1 protein-coding gene is annotated in these 13,573 nt (G+C 65.9%); it reads right to left on the bottom strand.

Annotation, left to right across the window (positions count from 1 at the left end; all coding sequences use genetic code 11):
- Positions 1-16: 16 nt before the first annotated feature.
- Positions 17-13,519, bottom strand: a complete 13,503-nt coding sequence (locus IV098_RS12240; protein WP_296889464.1) for a leukotoxin LktA family filamentous adhesin — start codon at positions 13,517-13,519, stop codon at positions 17-19.
- Between the last annotated feature and the right edge of the window lie 54 nt (positions 13,520-13,573).

Here is a 13,573-nt window from a genome sequence, read left to right on the forward strand (position 1 = left end):
TGCAGACGGGGGCGATTCATTCTTTCAGGGCAGCGTCCTCGTCCAGCAGGCCGGGCGCCAGCGTCACCAGAGTGTCACTGGCGGATGCGCGCTCAGCCAGTCCCTCGACGCCGATGAAGAAGCTGGACAGGCTTTGCTGCGTGCGCAGGCTTTCACCGTTGATCCGGTCGACGTATCCGGCCGGGTTGCTGAACACGATGCGAAGCGGGTTCTGGTTGATCACGTAGGCCCCCACATACGCCGCGCCGGGGGTCAGCTCCAGATCGAAATCACCGTCCAGGGTGAAGCCGCGCACGTCCATTCCGGGCGGCGGACGGCGATCCAGATGGTCGATCCGCGCATTGAAATACGGGGTGCTGAATGTGACATGGTCGCCCACGTTGCCCTGCCGTATCTGCAGATTGGAACCCTCGGTGGCAATCATCCCGTTGCCCAGAATCAGGGTATGCAGGGTTGCCGTATCGGCGCCGCGGATGGCCAGATTCACGTTCTGCGCCTGCGTGCCGTTGAGTCCGCTGACATGAAGGTCGGCAGCACTGCCGGGCGTCAACGGTTGCATGGCCACGTCGATGAGGCGACCCTGCAGCCGCAGATCGCCATCCGTCTGCACTTCGAGTGCGGCCGCGCCGCCGATCGCATCGGGCGCGGCGATGAACATAACGCCCTGCGCAACCACATCCGCGCCGCCAAGGCCGTCGCCCAGCACGCTGCCCGCGCCGTCCAGCCCGGCCTGCAAATGCGCATCGCCGCCGGCGTTCACGCTACCGCCGTCGAATTCGATGTTGTCATCGGCGCCCAGATCGAGATTGCCGCCGATCTGCACCTGGCCCACCACGGTGATGCCGCCGTCGATCACGCCCAGGCTGAAATCGCCCTGCGTGTTGATGTTGCCCAGATCGCCCGATGCGCCGGTGCTGTTGAGGTACACGCCATTGGGTGCGGAAGCGTCGATACGGCCGCCTGCCTTGATCGCGACGTCCAGTGCGTTGTCGCCGCCAGGACGTCCTACGGTATCGCCTGCCGTGAGGCTGATGCTGCCGCCGCGCACGTCGAGCGCGCGGTCTTCACGTGCTTCGACAATATCGCCGGGAGCGGTGAGATTGACGATGCCTTTGGCGAATACGCTGTCGATCGTCATATCGCCGCTGGCTTCGGCGACATACAGATTGCCGCCGGCACGGGCAGTGAGCGTACCGGTATCCGGCAATTCAACGCGCAGCGGTGAGGCCGCGCTGCCGAGGTCGCCGTTGGCGGCTTCGAGCACGGCGCTGCCGGCGGTGATGTGCGTCTGCCCCGCCACGCCTTGCATCGCCGCGCCGGTCTTGATGCGCACTTCGCCGGGCGCGGCGATGCTGTCGATCAGCAGATCGGACTCGGAACCGAGCAAAGCATCGCCTTGCTGCACGGCGGCCCTGAGCTGGCCGCTCGCGCTCACGTCCACGTCTTCCAGCTGGCGGATGCGGATTTCGTTGCCGACCAGTTCCAGGTCGCTGCGTTCGGCGGTGAGCAGCGCCAGCTTCTGCTCGTCGGTCAATGCTGCACCTTTCACGACCACCACCGGCTGCGTGTTGACGCTGCCGATGCCCTGCGCGGCATTCAGCGTGACATTGCCGCCGCTGATGTTGGCCTGCTCGATGCGCACGTCGGTATCCGACACCGGACGGAACAGCCCGGCGGCCAGTGCGTTGGTCAATTGCGCCTCGGTCCACACCGCGCCGCTCGACAGGGCGGCGACTTCGGTTGCAGTAAGCTGCGGCGCGAAATTTTCCACGTAGTCGTTACCGCCGAAGCGCTGGAACGCTGCGTGGTACGCCGCGGTCTGTCCGGCCTCGTAGTTCGCCACGTCAGCGTCGTTCCAGCCATTGACCGATTTCAGCACGGTCGCCTGCACCGGCGTGGCATGGAACTGGTAGCCCGCGTGATACGCGTCGGCGGTATAGCTGCCGTCGTCCAGACGGTGCAGGTTGCGCATGCGGAAATAGGCTGCGTACTCCTGCTGCAGACGCGCGCTCTGGTTGGCCAGATTGCGGTCGCGTGCCGACTCGGCCGCGCCGCCGGTCAACGCCAGCTCATCCCACAGCGCGAGCAGTTCGGCCTGCGTGCTTTCATCGACCTGTTCGAGCGTGTTGGCATCGAGCAGGCGGCCATCGGGCACCGCAAGCGACACGTCGCCGCCCTGCGAGCTGATCTGGCGCACCCGCATGTCGCCGCTGGCTTCGGTCAGATGAATATCGCCCGCCGCGCTGGCCGACAGCGTGCTCGTGTTGCCCTGCGTATCGACGACCAGTGGCGTCAGCGCGCTGCCGATATCGGCCGACAGCGAGACCAGTTCGAGGGTGTTGCCGCTCACCACCGTGCCGCTGCCAGTGCCGACGAGATTACGCTCGGCGGTCAGCATCACGTCGCCGTTGACGGCCGCTACGCGCACCACGCGCATGTCGCCGCTGATTTCCTTGAGTGCCACGCCACTGAGCGCGGTGGCCGTCACCGTGCCGTTCATCAGACCATGGGCATCGGCATCGGTGAGGTCGATATTGATCGGCGCGCTGCTGCTACCGATGGCGCCGTTCACCGCGTTCAGGCGGATATCGTTGCCGACCAGCCGCGCGTCGTCGCCGAGCTGTTCAATTCCATTGGGCGCGGTGATGCTGAGCGGGTCGGCCAGACTCCTGACCATGTCGCCCAGCAGCACCTTGCCGGTGGGCGAGTTGACCGTGACGCCGGCATCGCCCCCCTCGTGGCCGAGGAAACTGATCTTGACCGCCTTGGATGCGTTGAGGCTGTGATGGAAAGTCTCGGTCACGTCCCAGTCGTAACGCGCGCCGCTCTTGATGTCTTCGTAGATCGCCACGTCGCAGGAAATGCCGATGCAGGTGCGGCTGATGACGTAATCGTCACCCACCTTGTATTTGCCACTGGTGACATTGGTGTAATCCAGCACGTAATCGGCCTTGCCCGCGCCATCGGTCGACAGCCAGTCGCCCTGCGCACGCGGCGTATACACCGGCGTACCGGGCGTGGTCGTGTCCGGGTCGTTGTAATCGGGATAAAAATCATCGACGCCGAACAACACGCGCGTGGTGTAGATGCGGTCCTCGCGGTTGTGCGTTTTCTGGCCGTTGACCCAGTTGAAGCGGCGGTTGGCAAGCGGCTGGAAAACCGAGGTTCGACCTGCGTTGCTGCTCGTTACTGTGGCCGGCTTGCCGTCAACCAAAGTCTCGCTGGTGCGGGTGGTGATGGTGTTGCCGACGCGGGTGATTTCGGTCAGCAAAGGCTTGTTGTCCGCGCCGCGCTGCGAGGTGTCGAAAATCCGGATCATGCCTTCGACGCCGCTGCCGGTATCGAGTCGTCCCATCGCCAGGTCGTAGCCGGTGTTGTTGGCGACGTTGATTCGGCCGTAGCCGTCGAGCACGCGCAGTTCGCCGTTGCCGGTGGAGAAGATGTCGCCGAACAGCTCCATGTGGCCGCCGCCGAAGCGCACGCCGCCCAGCTCCAACCGGTCGTTCGCAGCGTCGTAACGCACCGTGATCGATGCACTGCCCGGATCGGCGACGAACAGGTCGTAATAGCGATCCGCGCCATTCGGGTTAGCCAGGTAGGCGCTGCGCGCGTTGGCGATCTTGACCGCGTTGACGCCGCTCACCAGGCTGGGGTCGATCACCATGCTGCGGTCTTCGAGGCCGGCCTGAATAATGCCGTTGAGGTTCAAGCGCTCGGCGCTGATGAAAACGTTGTTGCCCGCGATGATCGTGCTGCACGCGCCCTGTGCGCTGCAATTCCTGGCGGGAATGCTGCCGGAATAATCCGTCTTGGCGGCTTCGCTCGCGCCCGGCAGGGTGCCGAGCTGCGCAATCGGATCGCCGCCCGAATGGTTGAAGCCGAACGTGAATCGCTGGATGAAGTCCCCGCTGGTGGCAATGTCGATGGTCTTGGCGCTGATGTTGGCAGACGACAGGATCGTGCCATGACTCTTGGCGATGAAGCTGCCGCGCAGGTTGCTGACGTTTCCGCTGATATGCAGCTCGGGCGGCGCTTTCAGCGTGCTGCTGACGTCGTGGTCGTTGGTGTTTTCGACGTGGATCACCGGGTCGGGCGAACGGCTGGCGTCGATGATGCTGTCGAACGCCGCCGCCGTGGAAGGCGGCGTAAACGGCAAGTGCGGGTTGCGCGCATTGATGTCGTCATTGGATGACACGCGCACGCCGTTGAACGTCACGTCGCCGCCGCCTTCGTCGGGAATGGTCAGCGTGTCGGTCGACAGGAAACGCAGCGACTTGTTGACGATGTCGATGCGCACATCGCCCGGCGCTTCGAGCGCGCCGCTGCCCGCGAGCGCATCGCCGGTCACGCGCACATTCCCCGCCTGTGCGTACACCGGGCCGATGCGCAGGAAATCGACCAGCGCGGTGTCGCCGCCCAGCTCGTTGAGCTTGGCTTGCAGAATATCGGCGTCGTGATCGAATGCCAGAGCAATATCCGGCTGGTCGTTGCGGTAGTCGTTGGCGATGCCACGCAGTCGGACAATTTCGTTGGTGAGCTCGCGCGACAGCGATACGCCGTCCTCCAGCGTGTAGCTCAGGCCCTCGGAGTGCTGCACGCTGCCGTCGGCGTTGAAAGTCAGATACTGGTGATGGTGGATGCCCGCCTGCGCAGCGCCGTCCACCTTGACCGACGACAATGAACGATCGGCTGTCGAGCCGCCGCTGATTTTGAGCGACGAGGTATCCGCGCCGAAAAACTCGCCGATGGCCGACAGGGTCTCGCGATAGGCATCGGTGCCCTCGCCGAAGCCGCGTGTGCGATGCTCGCCTTCGGATGCCAGCAGATACACGCTCTTGACCGCGCGCGCGGCCGCACCATCGGCAATGTCGATGCGGTTGTTCTGGTCGATTTCGCCGTGTGCAGCAGGATCGTTTTCGACCGGGAACGCGGTGTAATTCCATAGCCGGGTTTCGGCGTCGGCGTAAAGGTCGTTGACCTTGACGCCGTCGGTGCCTGCCATCAGCCGCAAATCGCCTTCGGTTTCAACTTTGGAACCGGCGGCGAGTTCGATGCGGTTGTCCGCACGAATGATGGCCTCGCTGTCGCCCTCCGCTGCGCCCGCGAGGCCATAGGTTTTGGAAGTGGCGACCGCATGGATTTCGGCATCGGTGCGCGCCGAAAGATTGGCATCGCCATCGGTCAGCAGCGTGGCATCGTCGCCGACATGCACCACCGCGTCGTTGCGGTCGGCGCGGATATCGGACTCGGCCTTGGCGATCGCAATCGCGCCGCCGGAATCCAGACGCACGCGGTCGTTCGCATCGACTTCATTCCAGGCCGCCAGGTTGAGGCTGCCCACCGGCTGCGTGCCGGTTTTTGTGGCGTTGATCTTTGCATCGTGCCCGATGTCGACTAGTGCGCTGTTGCGAATGGTCGAAGTCGAACTCGCCGCCGCGCCGTTCAACAGGCCGCCCGAACCGGAGTCGACGTTGTAGCCGGCCGACGGCTTGACGATGTCGTTCCACGCCTGCGCGCCGAAATCTTCGGCATTGACCGTCAGGTTCGGCCCGACAACGGCGCGGGTGTCGGTGTTGACCGTATTGATCGCGCGCGCGCCGGAATAGCCGACCACCGAGGCGCTGGTGGAATCGGAGTGGGTGCTGAAATTGATGTGCTGCGCCGCGTTCACATCGACCTGTGCGGCGTTGACCACGCCGCTGTTCCCAGCCGCGCCCCCAAGCCGCGCGGTGGTCTGCGAAGTCGCCTGCGTTTCCGCTTTCGATGCCACCAGCACGCCCAGTCCGCCTGCGCCCGCTACGGTTTTGGCACGCAAGGTATCGTTGCCATCAGCGTTGACTTTCACACTGGCGGCCGTGATATCCGGATCGTTTTCCACCAGCGCGCGGGTGGTGGTGTTCGTTGTCGCCTTCGAAGTGCTGCTGCCGCCCGCCAGCACGCCGATGTTGATGCCGGTGACGTCGGCATCGGTCCACGTGTCGGAGTCCGCGTCCACCTTGAATTCGCCGCTCACCACAATGCGGTTGGCGTTGCCGGTTTGCGCCAGCGTGTCGGTTTGTACGTTGGCATTGGAGTCAGATGCCGACGCACCCAGCAACAGGCCGCCTGCGCCCGCCTTGGCATCACTTTCGGCAGTCTTGCCATGCCGCAGGGTGGCGGCTTCCACCGTCATCGCGGCGGCCTCGACATCGACGTTGCTTCCGGTGCTGGCAGCGGCACGCGTCGCCACCGTGGCGTCAGCGAGCGACACGCCGATCGACACACTGGCCGACACCACGACGCCCAGCGCATTGGCGCGGGCGTTGGGATCGACGCTGGCACGCACCTGGGTCAGCCCCGCCAGCGTGCGGATCACGCTGCCGTCGCCGATATGCGCGCTGGCGGATGAGAAATCTTCGGTGTTGGCGTCTGCACCGACGCCCGCCGCCAAGCCGCCCGATGCAGCCTTGACGTCGGCGGCGGCATCGGTCTGGGCGTGGCCGTGCACGTCGAGTGCAGCGGCAGTGATCTGTGCGCCATCGCGGACTTTGGCGCTGGCGTCGCCGTCTTCGGTGACGTAGGCAATCGCCGCGCCGATGCCGACCGCGCCGATCGACAGCGTGCCGCCCTGCGAATCCAGATTGTGATCGATGCCTGCATCGACCGTGACGTTGCCGCCTGCGTTGACCATGCCGCCGAGTTCGGCGGCAGCGGTCGAGGATTTTTCATGCCAGGCGAAGCTGGCGGCCAGTCCCACCACGCCGCCGCCGCCCGCGTAGGTACGCAGCACCGAGGCGTCGGGCTGATCGTCGGTCGCCGTTACGCTGACGTTGCCGCCCGCCGTGGTATTGCCGTCGAGCGCCGCCACGGTCTTGTCCTCGACCATGGCTATCGCAATGCCGCCGCCCAGCGACAAACCCGCAGACACCGCCGCACCTACCGCAACCGCATCGGTGTCGGTGCGGGTGTGTGCATTGATTTCGATATGCCGCCCGGCGTTGAGCGTCGCGCCCGCCGCGACATTTGCAGCCGATGAAGTACTGGCCGGCGCGGTGGCGAAATCCTGCGCCACGTTCAGGCCCGCGCGTGCCGCGTTGGCGCGCTGGTTCGAGGCGGCTGCACCGCCATTGTTGCCGATCTGGTCGCCGGTGGCCGAGGCGCGCGCCAGTTCGCTCGCCTTGCTGACCGAGCCCGTGGTGTTGTCTGCTGCGTCGTCTTCCGGCCGCGCGCCGACCGAAATGACCGACACCGCACCGGCAATGCCCGCGGTCGCGCCGCCCGCGGCGGCGGTCGAGATCGAATCGACATTGCGCACGCTGCTGCCGCGCACCGCGATGTCGCGGTCGGCGCGTACCTCGGCGCCGCTGGCGATGCTGGCGGACGCGCCGTTGTGGATCAGCACCACGTCGGCGACCGCGCCGACGCCCAGGCCGCCAAGCCCGATGCCGAGGCTGCCGACCTTGTTATCGACGCGCGTGTTGTCGCTGGCGGTCACACTCACGTCCTGCGTGCCGTGGAACTGGCCGTCGTCGGCGTTGACGATCACGCCGCTGCCGACGCTCGCACCGGTACTGCCCTTCGCCACTACGACGTTGACCGTACCTGCGATGCCGACGCCGCCCGCCGCCGCCGCGGTATACGCGTAATCGTCCTGCTCGAAAGTCGAGGCGGCGTTGATCGTGGTGCGGGTGTGCGCCGCCAGATCGCTTTGCCCGCCGACACGCGCAGCGGTGTGCTGCTCGGCAACGGTGACGGCAGCGGTAATGCCCACGCCCGCCACGCCGCTGACCGCCAGCGCCCCCGCTTTCAGATCAATGTCGGCGTCCGAAGTGGCTTCGATGCTGAGGCTGCCGTGGGAATCCAGATCGGCGTCGTTCGCCAGCGCCTCGGTGGTGCCGTCGAGCAGGATCACGCCGACGGTACCTGCCAGCCCGGCGTAAACGCCGCCGCCGACTGCGATGACGGCTTGCGTGATGTCGGTGGTGGAAGCGGCGTCGAGCACCACGCCCTGCTGCGCCTGCGCCTGCGCATTGTCGATCAGTGCCGTGGTGACGTGCGACACCACGGCGGTATCGGCCGCACCACCGACCCCCGCGTCGCCGCCAATGGCGCCGCCGCCGGTGCCGGATTCGATCGTGTCGTGGTGGTACGCTGCCACGCGCGCGTCCTGCGCGGCATTGCCGTAACTGGTGTTGAGGCGCGCGCCGTCGGCGAGTTGCGCCGTGGTGCTGCCGCCCAGCATGGCGATGCTGACGGTGGCGGCCACCGCTGCGCTGCCGCCGCCGGCGGCTGAAAGCGCGTAGTTTTCCACCTGCGCGGTGGACGACGCCACCACGGCCACGCCCTTAACGCTGGCCTTTTGCTGCTGCGCGTTCAGGCTGCCGCTGCCGCCCAGCGCGCCGTTATCGACCTGCGCGGCTGCGCCGTTGCCGAGCGCCGTCACGCGTGTGTTTGCACCCGTGACTTCGGCCAGGGTGTCGGCGTGGATGTCGTTGAAGGCAATGCCGCCCGCTGCGCCGAGCGTGCCGCCGAGGCCTACCGCCCCGGCCTTCGATTTGATCAGATCATCGGCCTCGGCCGTCACCAGCGCGTTGCCGCTGGCATTGACGTTGGCGGCCTCGCCGATGCGCGCGGTGGTGTCGCCGCCTCCGTCGTTGAGCGCAATCGACCCGGCAAATCCGGCGGTGCCTGCGCCCGAACCGGAAATCGCCCAGACATCGAGCGTGCCCGCGCGGTCGGCATCGACCAGCACGTCGCCGGCATTGGTTTGCCCGCCGGAAATTTCGGCTTTGACGACACCGCCGATGTGGTTGTACGAGCCGGCTGCGCCGACCGCCGCATTGCCACCGAAAGCCGCTGCACCCGTGACCGATTCGATGGCCGAGGTGTCCGCGGCGCGCACTTTCGCCGTGCCCGCGGTGGTCAACGTCGCGCCGCTGGCCGAGGCGGTGGTGGAATTGCCAATGGTGTTGATGCCGAGCGAACCCGTCACACCTGCCTTGGCCGAGCCGCTGCCGCCTACGGCGTAGCTGCCGATGGTCGCGGTTTCGGTCCCTTCAATACCGATGCTGTTGCCGGATAGCGTGCCGCCCGTGGCGCGCGCCTCGGTTTCGTTGTCGATTTCGTTGTAGGCCGCCGCGATGCCGACCGAGGCCTGGCCGGTCGAGATCGCCACGCTGCCTGCAATGGACAAAACTTCGGCGGTGTCGTCGGCGTCAAGATTGACCGCATTGCCGCTCGCCGTGACCAGCGCATGGCTCGACGAAGCTTCAGTACGATTGGTGATGGCGTTGATTGTCACTGCACCGGATACCGCCACGCCCTGCGACGCACCCAGCGCCGCCGCCACCGAGACGATGGAATTGTCGTTGGTCGCCGTCGCCGACACGCCCGCGTCGCCGTTGACGCTGCCGCCGTCGATGCGCGCGAGCGTGTCGGAATCGACGGTCGAAATCGCCACGCCCGCACCGACGCCGGCTTTGCCGCCGTAGCTCGCCGCGCCCGCCACGCTGCGGATGTCGGAGTCGTCCTTCGCATCAAGGATGACAGTGGAGTCGGCGTCCACGTTGGCGTTTTCGATCGCCGCCTCGGTGACATTGTCGATGGTGCTGTACGACACCGAACCGGCGACGCCGACCTTGTCACCGCCCGCGCCACTGGCTGAAACAGACCACATCGCCTTGGAGTTTTCGGCGTCGAGATTCACGCCGCCGTTGTTCACCGTCACCGTCGCGTCGCTCAAGGTGGCGCGGGTGTCTTTCACCAGCTGGTTCCAGGTGAATGCGCCTGCCAGCCCCGCCGATTTATCCAGCGCCACGGTCAAACCGCCCGCTACCGCGAGTTCCAGCGTGTCGTTTTTCGCCTGCGCAGTCAGGCCGCGCGCCAGACTGATCGTGGTTTCCGCCACGCCGTCGTAATCGCGGTCCACCTCGATGCTGCTGGGCGCGCCTCCCGATACCGTCACGCTGGCGAGATCGGCAATGCCTGCTGCGGTGGTGTCGTTGACCAGATTGACCGAGGCGGCGGCGGAAATGCCGACCCCGGATTTGCCTTGCTGGCCGCTGTCCTTGGCGTTGGTTTTGCTGCCGTCGCCGCCCGTGGCGTTGGGATCGTCCGCCCCTGCGGGCCCCGAACCGGCCACCGTGAACGCGCCTTGGGTACCGCTGGCGTGGGCGTCAGCCAGCAGATTGCCGCTGGCGGTGAGCGTGCCGCCGAGGGCGGATTCGCTGGTACGGTTGCCGATGATGGCGCGCACTTCGCGATCCAGTTCGTTGATCGCCACCGAAAAACCGATGCCGACGCTGCCCGAGCGTGCAACGCCGCCCGCAACGTTGATCAACAGGCTGTCGTCGGTGGCCCGCACCAGAACGTCGCGCGCATCGAGACTGCCGCCCGCACCGATCTGCGCGACCGTGTGCAGGTCGGTATCGACCAGCGAGAACGCGCCGTTGATCGACACCTTTCCCGCCTTGCCAACGGTTTCGGCGACCACCACCTGATCGAACTGGGTATCGGCCAGCACCGCCACATCGTCGGCGCGCACGGTCGCACCGCTGGCGATGGCCGCATCGCTGCCGCCGGTGAGGTTGAACTGGTGATACGAGCCGCCAAAACCGGCGCTGCCGCTGCTGGAATTGCTGCCCGGCGCGCTGGTGGGATCGAATTCCGGAACGCCGACAAGATTGAGAATCCCGTGGCTGGAACGTGCACTCACGTTCACGTCCTGCGCGCCGGTAATGGGCGCTGCGCCTGCGTTGATGCTGGCGGCGCCGATTCTGGCGGTGGCTTTTTGATCAAGGCTGAAGAAATTGACCGCACCGGCAAAGGCGAGCTTCTCGCTTTCCACCGCCGTCTGCGTCCACGAGGTGGCGTTGACCGGGTCGCCCGCCACGTCGTATACCGCCCTGCCCAGATCAAGCCAGGCACTGGCACTGTTCCAGTCCATCACCTTGAACTTGTCGATCAGCGTGTCCCACTGCGACCAGAACGGGCTGATGACCGTTTCGGAGTTGACGTTCAGCGCGCCGCCGACGCTCAGCACCGCACCGTCGCCGATGCGCGCGTCGGCGTGGTGAACCATGTCGATCACCGCGACCGAGGCGGAGATGGCGATTTTCTTCTTGTCGGATGGCGCGTTGGGGTCGCCCGGCAACTGCGTATCGAGATCGCGCTGATCGACCGCCGCCGAGGTCTCGAAGCTCACGCTTTCTTCGGCCCGGGCCAGCACGTTCAACGCACCGGGAGTGGCGACGTGGGCGTTGTCGGCCACTTCGGCCTTGATGCTGTTGGCGTTGTCCACCCAGGCGAACGCGGCCGACAAGCCGAGCTTGCTCGACGCGCCGCTGCGCTGATCGGTCGTCGGCGCGGCGGCGACAAAATCGGACAGCTTCTCGAACAGGATTTCGTCGACCGGACGCGCGCTGGTAATCGCTTCCTGCAAATCCGGGCTGCCTGCGGTGCCGGCGGCGGCGGAGACGCTGGTCTCGGCATCGTCGGCAAGCGCTGCTTTCACCGAAACCGAACCGGCAGCGACATTGCCGCCGAGGCTGGCGTTGAGCGTGGTATCGCTGACCAGCACCGATACGCCGGACGAGGCAATACCATCCTTGAACGAGCCGCCGCTGGCGGCCACACCATGCTCTTTCTTGCCGCTGGCTTCAACTGCAAGACTGCTGGCACGGTCGATGGTGGCAGCGTCGCCCACAGTGACGTCGGCAACTTGATTGCCGATACCCACGGCGAACGAAAGGTTGGCGTATTTGCTGGCCGAAGATGCGGCATTGCTGAACGCGCCGGTGTTGACGGTATCAACGTTGACCGACAGCGTGCTGTCGGCCTGGCTTTTCAGGCTCATCGCGCCGCCCGAACCCAGCGTGGCGTTGCCGATGCTGACGCGCGCCTGCGAATCCGTTTCACCGTAGCCGAAACCGACCACCGTGCTCATCACTTTCATGCTGGCATCGGCGATCGATTGAGCCTCGATATCGAGCGTGCTGGCAGCGTCGATCTGCGTACCGTCGTCCACGTCGATGGTGGCGTGCGCGGTGGAAAACGTGAGATTGGCGCCAACGCGCAGATTGCCGAGAAAATCGAGGATGGTGTCGCCGTACTCGTTGCCCGTCCACACGTATTTGTCGTTGGCGGTGGCCTTGATGCTGACGCTGCCGCCCTTGATGACCGCGTTCCTGATGCTGACCGAGGCGATCGCATTATCCAGCGAGGCGAAGGCCGGGCTGGACTGGTTGTCAGTCGCGGCGATAGTGATGGCGCCCGCCGCGAAGCCGTTGCCGCCTTGCGCCAGCAACTGGCTGCCATTCTTGATCTCGATCTGCTTGGCGGTGACGTTGATGTTGCCGGACGCGCCCTGCGAAGCGAGGCTTTGGTGATTGGCGCGGGTGTCGGCCACCGCGCCGAGATTGCGCGACGACACCATCACATTGTCGAGCGTGACTTTCTTGTCAGCCGTGATGGTGATGTTGCTGCCATGCGAGAACACGTCCGCGCCGGCACCGCTCCAGGTGAGGTTTTCGGGATCGATGAGAATCTCGCCCGCCGCGCCGCCCGCCGCATGTGCCGACAGGCCGTTGCCTTCCAGGGCGACGTTGCGTTTGGCGGAATACTCGACGAAGCCGCCATCGCCGCTATCGCCCGCGTCAGCCGACACGTGCGCGCCGGCAGCCAGCGTCGAGTCACGTTCAGCCAGCACCACGACGCTGCCGCCGTCGGCCTGTGCACCGACGCCGTCAGCGGACACCTGCCCCGCGACGCGGATGTCTTCCGCCGCAACGATGCGGATCGTGCCGCCATCCATCTGCACCTGATTGGCGCTGGCGATGCCGTCCACGTTGACCAGATCGGCGAACGCGACCTGCGCCCGGCCGCCGGCCAGCACCTGCGCGCCCGCCGCCACATCCACCGTTCCAGCCGCCAGCGCGACCGCGTCGGCGGCATGAATGCGGCCCTTCACCCACACCAGCCCGGTCTGGCTCAGGGGAATCTGACCGGCCAGGGCCAGCGCGGTCGTCGCCGCGTCAATGCCGCCGGCGGGATCAACCAGCCGGTCCATGAACGCCGCCGTGGGCGTGGCGAGCGTGAGGCTGCCGACGTTCAGCACGCCGCCGCTGCCGACGACGATGCCGTGCGGATTGAAGAAATAGACGTTGCCGCCGATCTGGCCGTTCTTGTAGCTGTTGACCAGTCCGTTGATGTAGGACTGCTGGCCGTGCACCAGGTTGAGCAGATTGCTGGTCGCGCCCGGCAGGTGCAGGTTGACGGTATTGCCGGCGTCGACGTTGAAACGGGTAAACGAGTTGTAGGCGTTGATGCCGCGTATGGTCTGCGTAGTGATATCAGTGACGGCACCGTTGACCGACATCTGCGTCTGGGTACGGCCGTCGGTTGCGATGGACTGCGCCACTGCCGGCGCACCGAATCCGCACGCGAGGCTGGACGCCATCACGGCATTGAACCAGGCGCAGCGACGCAGCACGCACAGGTACTGGCGGCGCAAGAAGCCCAAGGCGGCATAACTCATTTTCATTTTTCTCTCTCCCGCGGGTCATGCCGACGGCACAACCCCATTCGTCGCCGGATT

Origin of the sequence: Thiobacillus sp. (assembly GCF_018780105.1) — a bacterium.
Classification (GTDB): Bacteria; Pseudomonadota; Gammaproteobacteria; order Burkholderiales; family Thiobacillaceae; genus Thiobacillus.

What these genes read in the sequence shown, in the direction of transcription:
- IV098_RS12240 (WP_296889464.1), bottom strand. Translation starts at nt 13,519, where the DNA reads ATGAAAATGAGTTATGCCGCCTTGGGCTTCTTGCGCCGCCAGTACCTG.